The sequence below is a fragment of the Streptomyces sp. NPDC006385 genome, from assembly GCF_040612485.1.
Classification (GTDB): Bacteria; Actinomycetota; Actinomycetes; order Streptomycetales; family Streptomycetaceae; genus Streptomyces.
Window position 1 is genome coordinate 44123 of sequence record NZ_JBEXQG010000016.1, and the last position, 18689, is coordinate 62811.

Sequence of the window (18689 nt, forward strand, 5' to 3'; positions counted from 1 at the left end):
AGTTCTCCGGGGGGACGGACCCCTCGTCGTTCAGCGTGCCCGCGCGGCCCCTGGCCCGGCGTCGTCCAGATGTCCGTGCCAGCACAGGATCGCCTCCCGCTGGCTGCGCACGCCGAGCTTCACGAAGATGCGGCTCAGGTAGTTGCGGACGGTCTTGTCGGTGAGGAACAGCTCCCGGGCCACGTCACGCACCCCCCGCCCGATCGCGAGCAGTTCCATGACCTGCCGCTCCCTGGTGGAGAGCCGCTGGCACCGCTCCGGCCTCGCCGGAGGCTCGGTGCCGGCGGCCACCCGGCCTTCGAGCCGCGCCCGGCAGGCGGCCCTGATCTGGTCGGCGGCGATCGCCGGGTCGAGGATGCTGGCGCCACGGGAGGTGCACAGCAGCGCCTCCCCGAGCAGCATCGCGTACCGGTTCTCCAGCAGATAGCTCATGGCCCCGCAGTCGAGCGCCAGGTGCACGTCGTCCCAGTCGAGCTCGTGCGCGAGCATCATGGTGGGCGGGAGTTCGCCCGCCGATTCGAATGAGAATCTTTTCAGCTCCTGGGCCATTCCTGAGCCGTAGAACAGCAGGACGTCGTCGCTGGGGAGAATTTCAACCGGTTCTCGTATCAGCCGGCCTCCGATTCCTTCGAGAGGAGCCGGGCTCACACCATGACGGCTGACGAGAGCCACCGACAACGAACGTGTGCGCAGGATTTCCCTCTTGTTTATGAAGTGCCACTGCACTGCATCTCCACGTGGGGGGTGTGGCTGTGCCGGAGCCTCGTGGGTGACTCACTCCGACATGTCAGCAGACTGTAGAGCACTACTCATGAGTAGATTATGAGGATTATGTTTGCCCTTTCTCACATCGGGGCACCGAGACGGAAACGCAACCGAAGCCGGAACATTCTCGTCCCGCGGGTCGCTGTAGCCGGTATGAGCGACTACCGCATCGAACACGACTCCATGGGCGAGGTCCGTGTCCCCGCCGAGGCCAAGTGGCGCGCGCAGACCCAGCGTGCCATGGAGAACTTCCCCATCTCGGGCCAGCGTCTGGAGCGGGCGCACATCGAGGCCCTGGCGCAGATCAAGGGGGCCGCGGCGAAGGTGAACGCGCGGCTCGGGGTGCTCGACGAGGACATCGCCGACGCGATCCAGGCGGCGGCCCGGGAGGTGGCCGAGGGGAAGTGGGACGAGCACTTCCCCGTCGACGTGTTCCAGACCGGGTCCGGCACCTCGTCCAACATGAACACCAACGAGGTCATCGCCACCCTCGCGACCGAGCGGCTCGGCCGGGACGTCCACCCCAACGACCACGTCAACGCCTCGCAGTCCTCCAACGACGTCTTCCCCTCCTCCCTCCACATCGCCGCCACCGCCGCCGTCACCCGCGACCTCGTCCCGGCCCTGGAGCACCTCGCCGCGTCACTGGAGCGCAAGTCCGAGGAGTTCGCCGACGTCGTGAAGTCGGGGCGGACCCATCTCATGGACGCCACGCCCGTGACGCTGGGGCAGGAGTTCGGCGGTTACGCCGCCCAGATCCGGTACGGCGCCGAGCGCCTGCACGCCTCCCTCCCCCGCCTCGCCGAACTCCCCCTCGGCGGCACGGCCGTGGGCACCGGCATCAACACGCCCCCCGGCTTCTCCGCCGCCGTCATCGAGGAGGTGGCCCGGGTCACGAGGCTGCCGCTCACCGAGGCGCGGGACCACTTCGAGGCGCAGGGCGCCCGGGACGGCATCGTCGAGACCAGTGGGCAGCTCAGGACGATCGCGGTGGGGCTGACCAAGATCGCGAACGACCTGCGCTGGATGGCGTCCGGGCCGCGCACCGGGCTCGCCGAGATCTCGCTCCCCGACCTCCAGCCGGGGTCCTCGATCATGCCCGGCAAGGTCAACCCGGTCATCCCGGAAGCCGTCCTCATGGTCGCCGCGCAGGTCATCGGCAACGACGCCACCGTGGCCACCGCCGGAGCGGCCGGCAACTTCGAGCTGAACGTGATGCTTCCGGTCCTCGCGAAGAACGCCCTGGAGTCGATCCGGCTGCTCGCGAACGCCTCCCGGCTGCTGGCCGACCGGACCGTGGACGGCATCGTCGCCCACCGTGAACGCGCCCTGGAGTACGCTGAGTCGTCACCCTCCGTGGTCACGCCGCTCAACAAGTACATCGGCTACGAGGAGGCCGCCAAGGTCGCCAAGAAGGCGCTCGCCGAGCGGCGGACGATCCGCCAAGTCGTGCTGGACGGCGGGTACGTGGAGCGCGGTGACCTCACGATCGAGCAGTTGGACGAAGCCCTGGACGTCCTGCGGATGACACGGCCGTAACCCTTGTTCCCCACGGCGTGAACCGTGACCCGCGCCGCAGCGTCGTATGCCTGTGGCACCTAATATCTGTCCATGGCGGAGGGTGGAGCGGTGACGACGGAAGTGGGCGGGTCGACGGACTTCTGGGCGCCCGGGACGCAGATCCTGTGGCGGTACCGGGAGAACGGCGGCGAGGGCTTCCACATCGCGCGTCCCGTCACCGTCGTACGGGACGACGAGGAGATCCTCGCCGTGTGGCTGGCTCCGGGCACGGAGTGCGTCAAGCCCGTGCTGGCCGACGGAACGCCCGTGCACCTGGAGCCGCTTCAGACGCGGTACACCAAGCCGCGTTCCGTCCAGCGGGACCGGTGGTTCGGGACCGGGGTGCTGAAGCTGGCGCGGCCCGGTGAGCCGTGGTCGGTGTGGCTGTTCTGGGAGCCCGGGTGGCTGTTCAAGAACTGGTACGTGAACCTTGAGCAGCCGCTGGCCCGTTGGGCGGGCGGCGTGGACTCCGAGGACCACTTCCTCGACATCTCCGTGCACCCGGACCGCAGTTGGCACTGGCGGGACGAGGACGAGTTCGCGCAGGCCCAGCGGGACGGGCTGATGGACGAGCGGCTCGCCGATCAGGTGCGGGAGGCCGGGCGTGGCGCGGTGGAGGTGATCCGCGGCTGGGGGCCGCCGTTCTCGGACGGCTGGCCGCACTGGCGCCCGGATCCCTCCTGGGCTGTACCTTCTTTGCCTGAGGACTGGGATCGCACACCCGCGCACATGTCCTCATGAGACCCTTGATGCGCCCCCGGGCAAGAAACGTAGGATCGTCCTCCGCAAGGGCGCGCTGGGGCAACTGCCTGAGCGCGCGCAGGGCTTGACCGATCGTCACCGAGGGGCGGCAGGACGTGAGCGAGGGTTACCAGGGCAACGCCGGGACGGGCAGACGCTCCCCCGGTGGCACAGGAACTGCCTCTGGCCACGCGGGAACTCCGTTCCTGGGGCACGTATTCCGGGTATCGGAGTTTCGGCGGGACGAACTGCACGCGTGGCGCGCAGCCCCGGACGGATGGATTCGAAAGGCGTGACGGAGCAGCCGATCTCCTTCGAACGCCCGGAGACGGGCGTCGACCCCGCGGAGCCCCGCGGGGCGCTCGTGCGTACCTCGACACCGCCGGCGACGCCCCCCACGCCCCCGCACACCGCTGGCGGTGGCACCGCGGACGCCGCCGCCTTACCCGCGCAGGCGCGCACCGGTGAGACCCCTTCCACGCCGGGCACCACCCCACCGTCCGGCCCGAGCAAGGAGCCCCCAGTCATCGCCGGCAACGGCCCCGAGCACTCGCAGCCCTCCGTCGCCGCCGAGCCCGACACCCACCGGCCGCGGCCCGTTCCGGAGACCATCCCGCCGCAGCCGGGAACCGAGCAGCCGCACGCGTCCGCCGAGCGGCGCAGCGGGCAGGGGCTGCCGCCCGGTCAGCCCACGCCGATGCGGCGGGACGGCGACCGGCTGCGCTTCGTGGGCGCCGCCACCCGGCGGATCGCCCGGGGCATCGACCTGGACGAGATCGTGATGGGGCTGTGCCGGGCGACCGTGCCGACCTTCTCCGACGCGATCCTCGTCTATCTGCGCGACCCGCTGCCGGTCGGCGACGAGCGGCCCACCGGGCCCGTCGTGCTGCGGCTGCGCCGCACGGACCGCATCCCGGAGGAGCGGGACACCGAGGGCGGCGGCTTCCTGCCCGCACAGCAGCCGGAGCCGAACGAGCTGGCCGACCTGTCCGCGGTCACCGCCGAACTGTGCGAGGTGCGGCCCGGCGGCGCGCTCGCCGAGGTGCTGCGCGGCGTACGCCCCGTGTTCGCCGACGCGCCCGCCGCCCGCGCCGCCCTGCCGGAACTCCTCGGCGACGACGGCGAGTTGATCATCCCCGATGGTCAGCGCGCGATCCTCGCCCCGCTGCGCGGCCGCCGCCGCGTCATCGGTGCCGCGGTCTTCCTGCGCCGCGCCGAGCGCCTGGCCTTCGAGCCGGACGACCTCCTGGTCGCCGCCCAGCTCGCCACGCACAGCGCCCTCGGCATCGACAAGGCGGTGCTGTACGGCCGTGAGGCGTACATCGCCGACGAGCTCCAGCGCACCATGCTGCCGGAGACGCTCCCGCGTCCGACGGGCGTGCGGCTGGCGTCCCGCTACCTCCCGGCGGCCGAGACGGCCCGGGTGGGCGGCGACTGGTACGACGCGATCCCGCTGCCGGGCAGCCGCGTGGCGCTGGTCGTCGGTGACGTCATGGGCCACTCCATGACGTCGGCCGCGATCATGGGCCAGCTGCGGACGACGGCGCAGACCCTCGCCGGGCTCGACCTGCCCCCGCAGGAGGTCCTGCACCACCTCGACGAGCAGGCCCAGCGTCTGGGCACCGACCGCATGGCGACGTGCCTGTACGCCGTCTACGACCCGGTCTCGCACCGCATCACCATCGCCAACGCCGGCCATCCGCCGCCCGTCCTGCTGCACCTGGGCGGCCGCGCGGAGGTCCTGCGGGTGCCGGCCGGCGCGCCGATCGGTGTCGGGGGCGTCGACTTCGAGGCCGTGGAGCTGGACGCGCCGGCCGGGGCGACCCTGCTCCTCTACACCGACGGCCTGGTCGAGTCACGGCTGCGCGACGTGTGGACCGGCATAGAGCAGCTGCGCGAGAAGCTGGCCGCGACCGCCCAGCTCACCGGGCCCGACCATCCGCCGCCCCTGGAAGCCCTGTGCGACGAGGTGCTGGACATGCTCGGGCCGGGTGACCGGGACGACGACATCGCGCTGCTCGCCGCCCGCTTCGACGGGATCGCGCCGAGCGATGTGGCGTACTGGTTCCTGGAGCCGGAGGACGCCGCCCCGGGGCGGGCCCGGCGGCTGGCCCGGCGCGCCCTGGCCCGCTGGGGGCTGGAGGAGCTCACCGACTCCGTCGAGCTGCTGGTCAGCGAGGTCGTGACGAACGCGGTGCGCTATGCCTCCCGGCCGGTCACCCTGCGGCTGTTGCGGACCGACGTGCTGCGCTGCGAGGTCGGGGACGACGTACCGCAGTTGCCGCGGCTGCGGCAGGCGCGGGCCACGGATGAAGGCGGTCGTGGGCTGTACCTGGTCAATCGGTTGGCCCGGCGGTGGGGGGCCACGCGGTTGAGCACCGGGAAGGTCGTCTGGTTCGAGTTGAACCGGAGCTAGGGCCTGTCGCGAAAGTGGCGCCTGCCGCGCGACGCCACTTTCGCAACAGGCCCTGGCCGCCCCGGGGACGGCCCCGCGCCCCTTCCGGGGCGCGCTCCTACTGTCCGTTGCCGGGTCTGACCGGGTCCAGGGTGGGTTCGTCCGTCGCCGCGCCGCCCGTCGGGTCCACCGTGGGTTCCTGGGTCGTCGGCTCCTGGGTCGGCGCCTGGGTCGTCGGTTCCTCCGTCGGCGGCTGAGTCGTGGGCGCCTGAGTCGTCGGCGCCTGGGTCGTCGGCTCCTGGGTCGGTTCCTGGGTCGTCGGCTCCTGGGTCGGCGTCGGCGTCCAGGTCGGCTGGACGGCCGCGCCCTGGTCGGTCTCCAGGTCGAACTTGGCGTCCGGCTTCGTCACGCCGAACATGTACGCCGCCCAGATCTCCGCCGGGAAACCACCGCCGTTGACGCGGTCCCGGCCGCCGGCGCCGTACATCTTGGTCTGCGCGTGCGTCTTGGAGTCCTCGCCGAAGAGGCCCACCGAGGTGACCAGGTCGGGCGTGTACCCGGTGAACCAGGCCGACTTGTTGTCGTCGGACGTACCGGTCTTGCCGGCCACCTTCTGGCCGTCCCGCTTGGGGTTGTTGCGCACGGACTCGCGCGCCGTACCGTCGTCGACCACGCCCGTCAGCACCGAGGTCACCGTGTCGGCGGTCTCGCGGCTGATGACCTCGTCGCCGATCGCCGCCGGGAAGGCGACCTTGTGGAGGTCGTGCGTGACCGACTTGACGAGGGTCGGGGTGACCTTCTTGCCGTGGTTGTTGAGGGTGGCGTAGACGCCGGCCATCTCCAGGGGGCTCGCCCCCATGGTGCCCAGGGTCTGCGCGGGCACCGCCTGCTGGCCCTCGACGTCCATGCCGAGGTCACCGGCGACCTTCATCACCTCGGTCATGCCGACGTCGACGCCCATCTGCGCGAAGACGGAGTTGACGGACTTGTTCATCGCCGTCTGGACGGTGATGTCGCCGTAGTCCCGGTCGTCCTCGTTCTGGGGGGCGAATCCGACCTTCTGGCCGTTGGAGACGACGGGGCGCTTGCTCGTGCCGTCGTAGACCGTGTCGGCGGTGATCGGCTTGCCGTCCTGGGTCCGGGCGTTCTCCTCCAGGGCCGCGGCGAGGATCACCGGCTTGAACGTCGAGGCGGGCTGGTAGTCCCTGCGGGTCGCGTTGTTGAGGTAGTGCTTCAGGTAGTCCTCGCCGCCGTACATCGCGACGACCGCGCCGGTCTTCGGGTCCACGGAGACGGCACCGGCCTGGATGTTCGCGTCGACCTTGCGCTTCTTCGGGTCCAGCTTGCTGGTCAACTGGGCGCGGGCGGCCTTCTCCAGCGCCGCCTGCTTCTTCTTGTCGATGTTGAGCGTGATGGTCCAGCCGCCCTCGTCGACCATCGCCTCGGCCTGCTTGGCGTCCTCGGCGGTGCCCTGGTCGACCAGTTGCTTCTCCAGCGCGCTGTCGGCGGCCTTCACCAGGTAGCCGGTCTGGCCCCCCATGCCGGGGTCCTCCTTGACCGGCTCGGGCGTCGGGAACGTCATGGCCTCGCGCTCGGCCTTGTTCAGCCAGCCCTGCTCGACCATGTTGTCCAGCACGTAGTTCCAGCGGGCCTTGGCCATCCGCTTGCCCTTGTCCGTGGCGATGGCCCAGTCGTACTGGTTCGGCGCCTGGAGGAGCGCGGCGAGGTAGGCGCCCTGCTCGACGTCGAGGTCCCTGGCGTCGACGCGGTAGTAGGCCTGCGCGGCGGCCTGGATGCCGTAGGCGCCGCGGCCGTAGTAACTGGTGTTGATGTAGCCGGCGAGGATGTAGTCCTTGGACTTCTCCCGGTCCAGCTTCAGCGAGATGACCAGTTCCTTCAGCTTGCGTGTGACGGTCTGTTCCTGGGTCAGGTAGTAGTTCTTGACGTACTGCTGGGTGATCGTCGAACCGCCCTGGGCGCCCTTGCCGGTGAGCGTGTTGAGCAGACCGCGGGCGGTGCCCTTGAGGTCGACGCCGGAGTCCTTGAAGAAGGTCTTGTTCTCGGCGGCGACGAAGGTCTTCTGCACGGGCTTGGGTACCTCGGCCAGATCCACGATCTCGCGGTTGAGGTCGCCCCTGCGGGCCAGGACCGAGCCGTCGCTGTACTTGTAGATGTTGCTCTGCAGCTTGGCCTCGGCGTTCCCCTTGGGGATGGGGATCATCATGTACATCACGATGAAGGCGGCCATGCCGAGCAGGACCAGGCCGAGGAACGTGCCGAGGATCTTCTTCCAGGTGAACAGCCGGCGTATTCGGCCCTTCCCGTCGCCGCCCCTGCCCCCGTTCTTCGCGGCGCGGCGGGCCGCGGCCCGGCCTCCCTGGGCGGCCGGCGGCCCGATCACGGTGGCCGACGAGCCTTCCACAGCAGCCGACGGCGTCCCGGGCGAGCGCCGGGGCGCGGCGCGGCGCCCACCACGCTGGCGCGCTCGTCTGTCTTCCGCTCGTCCCATGGGTCCGTTCCGCTCCGCTTCGCTCTGGTGTGCACTCCTGCCGCACAGGTTCGTCGCTCAGGTCAGCTCAGAAAACTAACACCCGAAGTTGTGACAAAGGACGGCCGATCCGGGCTTTTACGGACGTGACAATCAGCACCTGTCCCCAACGGAACCGACCGCTGAGGGATGCATAGGGTTGCCCGCGCGGGGTAAAGTGCTATCACTTTGATAGATCGAAGCTAGGGGAAGTCGACGCCGGCTTCCCGAGGAAACGGGGGAACCACCCATGTCGAACGACAGGACCGACGCCATATCGGTCACCGCCGGCGCACCCGGCGTACCCGGCGTACCCGATGTACCCGACATGCCCGCGCCACGCGTGCGGGAGTTCACGGCCCACAGCATCGGCGGCGGACTCGCCCTGCTGCTGGGCCTGCTCGGGCTGCTGGTCGGCGCGGGGCTGGTCGCCGGTGCCACGGCGGTCACCGGGGCCGGCGGCAGGGCGGCGCTGATCATCGCCGGCGCCCTGGTCGCCGTCGCCGCGCTGCTGGCCATGTCCGGGCTCAACATGGTCGCGCCGGGTGAGGCGCGGGTGGTCCAGCTGTTCGGGCGGTACCGGGGGACGATCCGGCAGGACGGACTGCGCTGGGTGAACCCCTTCACCTCCCGTACGAAGATCTCGACCCGGGTCCGCAACCACGAGACGGCGGTGCTGAAGGTCAACGACGCCTACGGCAACCCGATCGAGCTCGCCGCGGTCGTGGTGTGGAAGGTCGAGGACACCGCCCAGGCGTCGTTCGAGGTGGACGACTTCCTGGAGTTCGTCTCCACCCAGACCGAGGCGGCCGTCCGGCACATCGCCATCGAGTACCCGTACGACGCCCATGACGAGGCCGGCCTGTCGCTGCGCGGCAACGCCGAGGAGATCACCGAGAAGCTCGCCGCCGAGCTGCACGCGCGCGTGGAGGCGGCCGGGGTGCAGATCATCGAGTCGCGCTTCACGCATCTCGCGTACGCTCCCGAGATCGCCTCCGCGATGCTCCAGCGGCAGCAGGCCGGTGCGGTCGTCGCGGCGCGGCGGCAGATCGTCGACGGGGCGGTGGGCATGGTCGAGGCGGCGCTCGCGCGGATCTCGGAGCGGGACATCGTGGAGCTGGACGAGGAACGGAAGGCGGCGATGGTGTCGAACCTGATGGTGGTGCTGTGCGGCGACAGGTCCCCGCAGCCGGTCCTCAACACCGGGACGCTCTACCAGTGACGGTTCCCTCCGGGGGTTCGGCCCCTCAGCGTCGGCCGCAGCAGCGCAAGCAGGTGCTGCTGCGGCTGGACCCGTCGGTGTACGAGGCGTTGGCCCGGTGGGCGGGCGACGAGCTGCGCTCGGCCAACGCGCAGATCGAGTTCCTGCTGCGCCGCGCCCTCGCGGAGGCGGGGCGGCTGCCGGGTGAGGCCAGGCCGATTCCGCGCCGGGGCCGTCCTCCCGCGAACCCGCCCGAGTCCCAGTGACAGAACCGTGACAATCGGCCCCCACCTGGGCCGCCGCAGCACCGTCGCACCCACGCCGCACCCGCTGTCGTGACGTACACACGCGACGTATACATGCCGCGTATACACCCCGTGTAGAGTCCTCGCCATGTCCATCGGTCACACCCTTCTAGGGCTCCTGGAATCGGGCCCCCGCCACGGCTACGACCTGAAGCGGGCCTTCGACGAGAAGTTCGGTCACGACCGGCCGCTGCACTACGGCCAGGTCTATTCGACGATGTCCCGCCTGCTGAAGAACGGGCTCGTCGAGGTCGACGGGATCGAGCCGGGCGGCGGGCCCGAGCGGAAGCGCTACGCCATCACCGACGCCGGGATCACCGACGTGCGGCAGTGGCTCGCGACGCCCGAGAAGCCCGAGCCGTATCTCCAGTCGACCCTCTACACGAAGGTCGTCCTCGCGCTGCTCACCCGGCGCGACGCCGCCGACATCCTCGACACCCAGCGCGCCGAGCACCTGCGCATGATGCGCATCCTCACCGACCGCAAGCGGAAGGGAGACCTGGCCGACCAGCTCATCTGCGACCACGCCCTCTTCCATCTCGAGGCCGATCTGCGCTGGCTCGAACTCACCGCCGCGCGCCTCGACAAGCTCGCCGAGGTGGTGGCCAAGTGACAGCGCCTCCCGGTTCCCTGCTCGCGGCCGAGGGGCTGCGCAAGGCATACGGCCCGACCGTCGCGCTCGACGGGGCCGAGTTCTCCGTCCACCCCGGCGAGGTCGTCGCCGTCATGGGGCCGTCCGGCTCCGGCAAGTCGACCCTGCTGCACTGTCTCGCCGGGATCGTGCCGCCGGACTCCGGGTCCATCACCTACAACGGGCGTGAGCTGGCCACCATGAGCGACGCCCAGCGCAGTGCGCTCAGACGTTCCGAGTTCGGTTTCGTCTTCCAGTTCGGGCAGCTCGTACCGGAGTTGACGTGCGTCGAGAACGTCGCCCTGCCCCTGCGGCTCAACGGCACCTCCCGCAAGGAGGCCGAGAAGGCGGCGCTGTCCTGGATGGAGCGGCTGGAGGTCGACGACCTGAGGAAGAAGCGGCCCGGTGAGGTCTCCGGCGGTCAGGGGCAGCGTGTCGCCGTCGCCCGTGCGCTGGTCACCAACCCGCGCGTGCTGTTCGCCGACGAGCCGACCGGCGCGCTCGACTCCCTCAACGGCGAGCGCGTGATGGAGCTGCTGACGGACGCCGCCCGGTCGACCAACGCCGCCGTCGTGCTGGTCACGCACGAGGCCCGGGTCGCCGCCTACTCCGACCGCGAGATCGTCGTACGGGACGGCAAGTCCCGGGACATGGAGCGCGTCGTATGAACGTGGGCCAGTGGGCCAGGGATCTGGGCATGGGGGTCCGGTTCGCCTTCGCCGGCGGACGCGAGGGCTGGATCCGGGCCCTGCTGACGGCCGTCGGGGTCGGCCTCGGGGTGGCGCTGCTGCTGCTCACGGCCGCGTTCCCCAGCCTGCAGAGTGAACGCAACGAGCGGTCGTACGCACGCGGCGACCTCACCTACAACGGCCAGATCCTGAAGCAGGCGGACGACACCCTGGTGGTCGCGGACGCCGACACGACCTTCCGCGACGAGCACATCCGGGGCCGGACGCTGCAGCCCGAAGGGCCGCGGGCGCCGTTGCCGCCGGGCGTGGCGCAGTTCCCGGCGGCGGGCGAGATGGTCGTCTCCCCCGCGCTGAAGCGGCTCCTGGACTCGGACAGCGGCAAGCTGCTGCGGGAGCGGCTGCCGGACCGGATCGTCGGGACCATCGCGGAGCCCGGACTGATCGGCCCGGCCGAACTCACCTTCTACCGGGGCGGCAAGGACCTCGCACCGCAGGTCGACGGCGCCCGGGTGGCGCGGATCGACAAGTACGGCGACCCGAATCCGGCCACCGAGCGGACCGACCCGATCCTGATCCTGATCGTCCTCGTCATCTTCGTGGTGCTGCTGATGCCGGTCGCCGTCTTCATCGCCGCGGCCGTGCGCTTCGGCGGTGAGCGGCGCGACCGGCGGCTGGCGGCGCTGCGGCTGGTCGGCTCCGACGGCCGGATGGTCCGGCGGATCGCGGCCGGCGAGGCACTCGTCGGCGCGGCGCTGGGCCTGGTCTTCGGCACCGGCTTCTTCCTGATCGGCCGCCAGATCGCGGGCTCGATCGAGGTCTTCGACGTCAGCGTGTTCCCGAGCTACCTCAACCCCTCCCCCGCGCTGGCCCTGCTGGTCGCCGTCGCGGTCCCGGCGGCCGCCGTGCTGGTCACGCTGTTCGCGATGCGCGGGGTGGTGATCGAGCCGCTCGGCGTGGTGCGTACGGCGAAGCCCTCGCGGCGCCGGCTGTGGTGGCGGCTGCTGCTGCCGCTGGGCGGCGTCGCGATGCTCTGGCCGATGATCGGCCAGGGCGGCGACAACGGCACCTTCAACGAGTACCTCGTGATCGGCGGTGTGCTCCTGCTGCTCATCGGCGTGACCACCTTGCTCCCCTGGGTCGTCGAGGCGGTCGTCGCCCGGCTGAACTCCGGTGGGGTCGCCTGGCAGCTCGCCGTCCGCAGGCTCCAGTTGAGCAGCGGCACGGCGGCCCGCATGGTCAACGGCGTCGCCGTGGCGGTGGCCGGCGCGATCGCGCTCCAGATGCTGTTCGCCGGTGTGGAGAGCGACTACACCGAGGACACCGCCTACGACACCGTGCGCATCCAGATGCAGGTGAACCTGCCGGGTGACGTGCCGATCGCGCAGGCGGCCGACCGGTTCCGGGAGACCGAGGGCGTGCGCGGGGTCTACGCGTACTCGGAGGGGTACCTCGGCGAGCGGCGCAAGGACCCGGAGAAGGGCTCCGAGATGACCGTCGGCGACTGCGCGGAACTGCGCGAGGTCGCCCGGCTGCCCTCGTGCCGGGAGGGCGACGTCTTCTACCTGACGAACGCCGAGTACGACGAGCACACTCGGGAGTTCGCCGAGCGGCCGGGCCGGACGCTGTACCTCGACCCGTCCTACGAGGGTGACCCCAGGAAGCGGCACGAGACCGCCTGGGCCGTGCCGCAGAACCTGAAGAAGGCCACAGCGCGCCTGGACGCGGCGGGCCGGGAGCGGGGCGGCTTCCTGGTCACCCGCGCGGCGCTGCCGGCCGAGGCGGCGTCGGCCCTGACCGGGCAGGTCTACCTCCGGCTCGACAAGTCCGTACCGGACGCCCACGACCTGGCGCGGAACACGGCGGCGAAGATCGACGCGCGGGCGTACCCGATGGCCTGGCAGCCGACCCGGCAGGCCGACCGGTACACCACCATCCGCACCGGCCTGTTCGTCGGCGCCGTCTGCGTCATGGTGCTGATCGGCGCGAGCCTGCTGGTCTCCCAGCTGGAGCAACTGCGCGACCGCAAGAAGCTGCTGTCGTCGCTGGTCGCCTTCGGCACCCGGCGCCGCACGCTGAGCCTGTCGGTGCTGTGGCAGACGGCGATCCCGATCGCCCTGGGCCTGCTGCTGGCCGCGACGGTGGGACTGACGCTGGGCGCGGTCCTGCTGCGGATGGCGGACCAGCCGGTCCAGGTGGACTGGACGAGCGTGCTGTCCATGACGGGCGTCGCCGCCGGCGTCGTCCTCGTGGTGACGCTGCTCAGCCTGCCACCACTGCTGCGGCTGATGCGCCCGGACGGCCTGCGCACCGAATAGGGACCGGCGGCCTCACACCAACCACCCGCCCGCCTCCGGACACCGCCCCGCTCCTCGACCCGCCCCGCACAGCCAGGGCGACGCGACGAGCGGGGCGGAACCCGCGAAGCGGCCGGCAACAGCCGCCCGCCGCGCCCGAACAAGCCACGCACGGAACAGCCCGGCCACCCCGCCCCAGGCTCACACCCGCGCGTCCAACACCCCCACGTCCAACACCCGCACGGGCAACGGCCGCAGAGCCTCACGCAAAGCACCCGCCAACTCCTCGTACTCCGCCCCGCGCGCCGACCCGCTGCGCATGGCGAGAGCGACGCGGCGGGTGGGGGCGGGGTCGGCGAAGTAGCCGGTGAGGAGCTGGCTGCTGCGGGTCGTCTCCAGCTTGAGCGCGGTGCGCGGCAGCAGCGTGCAGCCCAGGCCGCCGGCGACGAGCTGGACGAGCGTCGACAGCCCGGCGGCCGTCGTGGTCACCGGCGCGTCCTCGCGCCCGGCCTCCCGGCAGATGTCGAGGGCCTGGTCGCGCAGGCAGTGCCCCTCGTCGAGGAGCAGCAGGTTGAGCTCCTTGAGGGCCTCGCGGGGGATGCCCTCACGGCCCCCGAGCCAGTGGTCGAGCGGGGTGACGAGCACGAAGTCCTCATCGAAGAGGGGGAGTTCGGCGACTCCGGGCACGCCGAGCGGAACAGCGAGCAGAAGCAGGTCCAGGCGGCCGCTGGTGAGTCCCTCGACGAGGTTGGCGGTCTGCTCCTCGTGCACCTGGAGGTCGAGGTGCGGGTACCGGTCGTGGACGAGCCGCAGCACGGTCGGCAGCAGATACGGCGCCACCGTCGGGATGACACCGAGCCGCAGCGCGCCGGTGAACGGCGCCCGGACCGCCTCCGCCTCCTCCATCAGCGCCCCGACCTCCGCCAGCACCGCCTTCGCCCGTACGGCGAGCCGCTCGCCGGCCGGCGAGAGCAGCACCTTGCGGGTCGTCCGCTCCAGCAGCGTGACCCCGAGGGTCTCCTCCAGGGCGGACACCGCACCCGAGAGCGCGGGCTGGCTCATGCCGATCGCGGCCGCGGCGTCCCGGAAGTGGAGGTGCTCGGCGACGGCGGTGAAGGCCCGGAGCTGGGCGAGGCTGGGCTGTCTCCGCTTACCCACGGTCATCAATAGGCACCTCCGATCAACCTGACGGAGTGTAGCCATTTCCCGTATCAATGCACCGGGGAGGGACGGATGGGAGCCGCTTTAAACGGCACCCCCAAGGCAGAGGGGGATCATGACGGTGAGGATGCAGTGGTCGGCGTCGGCGGGGCTGCTGATCGAGCTCGACTGACCAGCCACGGCCTGCGTGACGACGCGGGTGGCGGGGACCGCGGCCGCGGCGGATGCAGCTGTCGTCAGCCCTGTCGCAAGGGCGATGCCCAGGACAGCACTGACCGCGCGCATTCGGAGAACAGGTCTACTCTGTCGATCCACTCGGGTGTCCATAGGGACACAGTGCATGCCTTTGCGGCAAACCTCGCCCCGAGGAGAGCTGATCGGACGACTCATGGCTTCTCGCCGTGGACCGGCGGCCGGGTGCGGCTCACCGCGGCCCGCGTTCTCGAACCGCATGGTGAACTTCATGAAGTCGCCGCCCCTGATCACTTCGCGCACGTCCCGCAGCGTCAGATGGGCCTTGCCCTGCTCCAGCTCCACGAGCTCGTTCTCCGGCAGTTCCACCCCGTCCGTGAGCGGCTTGCCGTCCGAGTCGGCGAGGGCGAGAGCGGCGGCGGCGCGCTCTGGGGCACCGAGTGCCCCGCGTGACGCGTTCGTAGACTGACTTGCGAGAGCCCTTTCCCGCTGTGCGCAGCCAGGCGCCCGACCGGCGCCACACTGATCGGCTTCACTGATCACTTTGACCAGATTGATCGATTTTACCTGCGACAGGAGCGTCTGACAGGGTTACACCTGTCCAACCCAAGCACCACCTGAAGGGCCTGTACGTGCTCACTGTCGGTGACAAGTTCCCCGAGTTCGAACTGACCGCCTGCGTCTCGCTGGAGAAGGGCAAGGAGTTCGAGACGATCAACCACAAGACCTACGAGGGCAAGTGGAAGATCGTCTTCGCCTGGCCGAAGGATTTCACCTTCGTGTGCCCGACCGAGATCGCGGCCTTCGGCAAGCTGAACGAGGAGTTCGCCGATCGCGACGCCCAGATCCTCGGCTTCTCCGGTGACTCCGAGTTCGTCCACCACGCCTGGCGCAAGGACCACGACGACCTGCGCGACCTGCCGTTCCCGATGATGGCCGACTCCAAGCACGAGCTGATGCGCGACCTCGGCATCGAGGGCGAGGACGGCTTCGCCAAGCGCGCGGTGTTCATCGTCGACCAGAACAACGAGATCCAGTTCTCCATGGTGACCGCCGGCTCCGTCGGCCGTAACCCCAAGGAGGTCCTGCGGGTTCTGGACGCCCTCCAGACGGACGAGCTGTGCCCGTGCAACTGGACCAAGGGCGAGGACACCCTGGACCCGGTCAAGCTGCTGGCTGGAGAGTGACTGACATGTCACTCGACTCCCTCAAGTCCCGCATACCGGACTACGCCAAGGACCTGAAGCTCAACCTGGGCTCGGTCATCGGCAACTCGGACCTCCCGGCGCAGCGGCTGTGGGGCACGGTCCTCGCCACCGCGATCGCCGCGCGCTCCCCGATCGTGCTGCGCGAGCTGGAGCCGGAGGCGAAGGCGAACCTCACGCCGGAGGCGTACAACGCGGCGAAGTCCGCGGCCGCGGTGATGGCGATGAACAACGTCTTCTACCGCACCCGGCACCTGCTGTCCGACCACGAGTACGGCAACCTGCGCGCGGGTCTGCGGATGAACGTCATCGGCAACCCCGGTGTCGACAAGGCCGACTTCGAGCTGTGGTCGTTCGCGGTGTCCGCCATCAACGGCTGTGGCATGTGCCTCGACTCGCACGAGCAGGTGCTGCGCAAGGCGGGCGTGGACCGTGAGGTCGTCCAGGAGGCGTTCAAGATCGCGTCCGTGATCCAGGCGGTCGCTGTCACGCTGGATGCCGAGGCCGTGCTCTCCGAGTAGGCCGAGCTGCGCTCAGGGCCTCGCTCACCGTGGGTGGGCGAGGCCCTCGGCGTTTTCGCCCCCGTCGCTGAGCGCTGCGCCCCCGGACCCCCCTTCGGCCGCAACGGCCTCGCCCTCGATCGCCGGACGGGCTGGAGACGCTGGGGACGCTGAGGACGCGTACCTCAGGTCCTGCTCCCGCGAGTACGCTCGCAGATACCCCACGATCGTGTTCGACACCGCCACCAGCGGTACGGCCACCACCGCGCCGCCGATTCCCGCCACCATGCCGCCGGCCGCCACCGACAGCACCACCGCCAGCGGGTGGACGCGGACCGCGCGCCCGAGGATGAACGGCTGCAGCACGTGGCCCTCGATCTGCTGGACGGCCAGGACGACGGCGAGCGTCATGACCGCGGTGAACACGCCCTGCGTCACCAGGGCCACCACCACCGCCAGCGCGCCGGAGGCCACGGCGCCGACGAGCGGGATGAACGAGAACAGGAAGATGAAGACGGCCAGCGGGACGGCCATCGGCACGTCCAGGAAGTAGATGCCGATGCCGATGAAGACGGCGTCGATGAGGGCGACGAGGACCGTGCCGCGCACGTACGCCGTGAGCGTCGCCCACGCGCGCGGGCCGGCGCCGGCGACGCCCGGCCGGGCCGCGGCGGGCACCAGCTTCAGCGTCCACTCCCAGACGCGCTTGCCGTCGTAGAGCAGGAACAGGGTCGAGAAGGCGGCCAGCAGGATGCCGGTGAGGGCCTCGACGACGACCGTGACGCCTTCCAGACCGGCCGAGGTGATCGCGTCGGTGTTGGCGCCGATCGCTTCCCGGAGGTTCTCGGCGATCTCGTTGATCTGCTTGTCGGTGACGTGGAAGGGGCTGTTGAGCAGCCAGTTGCGCAGCTCGTCGATGCCGTCCTGGATCTGGTCGGAGAGGTTGTCGATGTTCTCCATGACCTGCCAGGTCACGAACCAGCCCATCAGCCCGATGACGACGAACCCGAGGATCGCGGTCAGGGCGGTGGCGGGCCCGCGCGGCACACCGCGCCGCCTCAGCCACGCCACCGAGGGCTGCATCAGCGCGGTGAGCAGCAGGGCGATGACGAACGCGAGCACGACGAGCTGTACGGCGCTGATGACCCGCATCAGCACCCAGACCGTGCCGGCGAGCACCAGCAGCCGCCAGCCGGCCTCCGCCGCGACGCGCATGCCCCACGGCACGACCTGCGCGGGGTCGGGGCGGGGCGGCGGAACCGCGGGCGCGTAGTCGGGGGGCCGGGGGACGTGGTCGGCGGGCGACGACGGGGCGTCGGCGGAGGAGGACCCGGACACGGCGGACCGCCGTACCGGCTGGAGCTCGGAGCTCTCCCGTTCCACCGCGGCGCGGCGCTCGTTCAACCGCTCGCTCATCTCCGTCAGTCCGGCGCCGAGCCGACCGAGCCACCCTGGCACTCGCGACATGATTCGTCCTCTTCCCCCGTCTCTCCCCACCACTCCCCCTGGAGTCGTCGCGTCCGACCGTACAGGGCGCTGGACGCGGACAAGCGAAAGCCCCTCACCCGAAGACGGTGAGGGGCTGCGCGAGGGTTGAGCGGCGGCTCAGTACCAGTGGTTCGCCTGCCAGAAGTTCCAGGCGTCGCACGGGCTGCCGTAGCGGTCGTTCATGTAGTTCAGGCCCCACTTGATCTGGGTGGCCGGGTTCGTCTGCCAGTCGGAGCCGACGGACGACATCTTGGAGCCGGGCAGGGCCTGGAAGAGGCCGTAGGCACCGGACGAGGGGTTGACCGCCTTGTAGTTCCAGTCGGACTCGTGGTCCACGATGTTGCTGAAGCACTGGAACTGGCCGCTCGGCACCATCTGGCGTGCCATCGCCTGGATCTGCGCGATGCTGTACGAGCCGTAGACCGGGAAGTCGGAGGCGTCCCTGGAGGCCTTCGCCTCGGCCTCTTCACGCTCCTTGGCCTCCTGGGCAGCCTTCGCCGCCTTCTCGGCGGCTTCCTTCTTCTTCTCGATCGCCGTCTGGGCGGCCGCCTTGCGGGCCGATTCCTCAGCGTCCTTCTTGGCGCTCACGTCCGCGGCGATCGCCTGGACATCGGCCTGGGCCGTCAGGGAATCGGTGTGTACCTGGGCCTGCTGGCCCGCGGGTATGTCCGCGAGGAGCGTCGAATCGGCTGCCGTCGCCTCGGCGTCGTTGTTCTGCGCGGTGCTGCCCGAGGCAACGCCGACGACGCTTCCGACAGCGGTGACCGCGGTGGCCGACGCCACTGCGAATCCCCTGACCGAAATCGGACTCACACGGTTTCCTTCCAGCATCGCCCGCTTCGGTGACCCTGGCGGACGCAATCGTGCCCCTGGCGCTGGCCTCCCAACTGCGGGGTCACGGGAGGCACGGACCCGGTGGGCAACTCCCGTGCGGGGAGCGCCGCGTGGTGAACTCGGGCGGCATACGACGGCGCTATGCAGTTTGTGGTGGTGTTGCTGTGGTTCCGTACCGCTGGGGGTACGGGTGTGTCGTAT

The 18689-nt window shown here is 70.4% G+C and carries 16 protein-coding genes; 10 read left to right on the forward strand and 6 right to left on the reverse strand.

The annotated features are described in order from the left end of the window. Positions 1-30: 30 nt before the first annotated feature. Positions 31-549 carry a LuxR C-terminal-related transcriptional regulator gene (locus ABZ078_RS15205; RefSeq protein WP_356575325.1) on the reverse strand — a complete coding sequence of 173 codons (519 nt, stop codon included), beginning with the start codon at positions 547-549 and terminating at the stop codon, positions 31-33. Positions 550-918: 369 nt separating this feature from the next. Between ABZ078_RS15205 and ABZ078_RS15210 the strand changes: the two genes are divergently transcribed. The 3 genes from ABZ078_RS15210 to ABZ078_RS15220 all read left to right on the forward strand — a co-directional run bounded on the left by ABZ078_RS15210 (position 919) and on the right by ABZ078_RS15220 (position 5482). Further along, positions 919-2304 (forward strand): class II fumarate hydratase, encoded by a 1386-nt coding sequence (locus ABZ078_RS15210; RefSeq protein WP_356575327.1) that lies wholly within the window; start codon positions 919-921, stop codon positions 2302-2304. A gap of 72 nt (positions 2305-2376) precedes the next feature. Further along, positions 2377-3066, forward strand: coding sequence for a DUF402 domain-containing protein (locus ABZ078_RS15215; protein WP_356575329.1), 690 nt, complete (start codon positions 2377-2379; stop codon positions 3064-3066). 277 nt (positions 3067-3343) lie between these two features. Beyond that, positions 3344-5482 (forward strand): ATP-binding SpoIIE family protein phosphatase, encoded by a 2139-nt coding sequence (locus tag ABZ078_RS15220; RefSeq protein ID WP_356575331.1) that lies wholly within the window; start codon positions 3344-3346, stop codon positions 5480-5482. Between the two features lie 97 nt (positions 5483-5579). Here the strand turns inward: ABZ078_RS15220 and ABZ078_RS15225 are convergent, their stop codons facing one another. Then, on the reverse strand, positions 5580-7970 hold the full coding sequence (locus ABZ078_RS15225; RefSeq protein ID WP_356575332.1) for a transglycosylase domain-containing protein: 2391 nt from the start codon (positions 7968-7970) through the stop codon (positions 5580-5582). A gap of 346 nt (positions 7971-8316) precedes the next feature. Between ABZ078_RS15225 and ABZ078_RS15230 the strand changes: the two genes are divergently transcribed. From ABZ078_RS15230 to ABZ078_RS15250, 5 genes are all read left to right on the forward strand, one after another. Beyond that, positions 8317-9210 (forward strand): SPFH domain-containing protein, encoded by an 894-nt coding sequence (locus ABZ078_RS15230; RefSeq protein ID WP_356575500.1) that lies wholly within the window; start codon positions 8317-8319, stop codon positions 9208-9210. Beyond that, complete coding sequence (locus ABZ078_RS15235; RefSeq protein WP_356575334.1) at positions 9207-9455, forward strand: hypothetical protein; 249 nt, start codon at positions 9207-9209, stop codon at positions 9453-9455. The genes ABZ078_RS15230 and ABZ078_RS15235 overlap by 4 nt, the downstream gene beginning before the upstream one ends. Before the next feature lie 127 nt (positions 9456-9582). Next, positions 9583-10107 (forward strand): PadR family transcriptional regulator, encoded by a 525-nt coding sequence (locus tag ABZ078_RS15240; protein ID WP_356575335.1) that lies wholly within the window; start codon positions 9583-9585, stop codon positions 10105-10107. Then, positions 10104-10793, forward strand: coding sequence for an ABC transporter ATP-binding protein (locus tag ABZ078_RS15245; protein WP_356575337.1), 690 nt, complete (start codon positions 10104-10106; stop codon positions 10791-10793). Before ABZ078_RS15240 ends, ABZ078_RS15245 begins: the two co-directional genes overlap by 4 nt. Next, positions 10790-13129 (forward strand): FtsX-like permease family protein, encoded by a 2340-nt coding sequence (locus tag ABZ078_RS15250; protein ID WP_356575339.1) that lies wholly within the window; start codon positions 10790-10792, stop codon positions 13127-13129. The genes ABZ078_RS15245 and ABZ078_RS15250 overlap by 4 nt, the downstream gene beginning before the upstream one ends. 180 nt (positions 13130-13309) lie before the next feature. Here ABZ078_RS15250 and ABZ078_RS15255 read toward each other — a convergent pair whose 3' ends face one another. Then, entirely contained in the window at positions 13310-14272 is a 963-nt protein-coding gene (locus ABZ078_RS15255) for a LysR substrate-binding domain-containing protein (protein WP_356575341.1), read from the reverse strand. Positions 14273-14353: 81 nt separating this feature from the next. Then, positions 14354-14830, reverse strand: a complete 477-nt coding sequence (locus tag ABZ078_RS15260) for a hypothetical protein (RefSeq protein WP_356575343.1) — start codon at positions 14828-14830, stop codon at positions 14354-14356. Positions 14831-15093: 263 nt separating this feature from the next. On the opposite strand from ABZ078_RS15260, the gene ABZ078_RS15265 reads away from it, so the two are divergent. Together ABZ078_RS15265 and ABZ078_RS15270 are read left to right on the forward strand one after the other, a co-directional pair. Further along, positions 15094-15648 (forward strand): peroxiredoxin, encoded by a 555-nt coding sequence (locus ABZ078_RS15265; protein ID WP_356575344.1) that lies wholly within the window; start codon positions 15094-15096, stop codon positions 15646-15648. A gap of 5 nt (positions 15649-15653) precedes the next feature. Further along, positions 15654-16187, forward strand: a complete 534-nt coding sequence (locus tag ABZ078_RS15270; protein ID WP_356575346.1) for an alkyl hydroperoxide reductase — start codon at positions 15654-15656, stop codon at positions 16185-16187. A gap of 24 nt (positions 16188-16211) precedes the next feature. On the opposite strand, the gene ABZ078_RS15275 is transcribed toward ABZ078_RS15270, so the two are convergent. Continuing rightward, the gene (locus ABZ078_RS15275) at positions 16212-17633 is read right to left on the reverse strand and encodes an AI-2E family transporter (RefSeq protein WP_356575348.1); all 1422 of its coding nucleotides are present in this window, start codon (positions 17631-17633) and stop codon (positions 16212-16214) included. A 138-nt stretch (positions 17634-17771) separates the two neighbouring features. Next, entirely contained in the window at positions 17772-18485 is a 714-nt protein-coding gene (locus ABZ078_RS15280) for a transglycosylase SLT domain-containing protein (RefSeq protein WP_356575349.1), read from the reverse strand. Between the last annotated feature and the right edge of the window lie 204 nt (positions 18486-18689).

Bases quoted from the DNA above. Each gene is read 5' to 3' on its own strand.
- ABZ078_RS15210 (WP_356575327.1), top strand. From the start codon at position 919: ATGAGCGACTACCGCATCGAACACGACTCCATGGGCGAGGTCCGTGTC.
- ABZ078_RS15220 (WP_356575331.1), top strand. From the start codon at position 3,344: ATGGATTCGAAAGGCGTGACGGAGCAGCCGATCTCCTTCGAACGCCCG.
- ABZ078_RS15270 (WP_356575346.1), top strand. From the start codon at position 15,654: ATGTCACTCGACTCCCTCAAGTCCCGCATACCGGACTACGCCAAGGAC.
- ABZ078_RS15255 (WP_356575341.1), bottom strand. From the start codon at position 14,272: ATGACCGTGGGTAAGCGGAGACAGCCCAGCCTCGCCCAGCTCCGGGCC.
- ABZ078_RS15250 (WP_356575339.1), top strand. From the start codon at position 10,790: ATGAACGTGGGCCAGTGGGCCAGGGATCTGGGCATGGGGGTCCGGTTC.
- ABZ078_RS15280 (WP_356575349.1), bottom strand. From the start codon at position 18,485: ATGCTGGAAGGAAACCGTGTGAGTCCGATTTCGGTCAGGGGATTCGCA.
- ABZ078_RS15275 (WP_356575348.1), bottom strand. From the start codon at position 17,633: ATGTCGCGAGTGCCAGGGTGGCTCGGTCGGCTCGGCGCCGGACTGACG.
- ABZ078_RS15205 (WP_356575325.1), bottom strand. From the start codon at position 549: ATGGCCCAGGAGCTGAAAAGATTCTCATTCGAATCGGCGGGCGAACTC.
- ABZ078_RS15230 (WP_356575500.1), top strand. From the start codon at position 8,317: ATGCCCGCGCCACGCGTGCGGGAGTTCACGGCCCACAGCATCGGCGGC.
- ABZ078_RS15215 (WP_356575329.1), top strand. From the start codon at position 2,377: ATGGCGGAGGGTGGAGCGGTGACGACGGAAGTGGGCGGGTCGACGGAC.
- ABZ078_RS15225 (WP_356575332.1), bottom strand. From the start codon at position 7,970: ATGGGACGAGCGGAAGACAGACGAGCGCGCCAGCGTGGTGGGCGCCGC.
- ABZ078_RS15240 (WP_356575335.1), top strand. From the start codon at position 9,583: ATGTCCATCGGTCACACCCTTCTAGGGCTCCTGGAATCGGGCCCCCGC.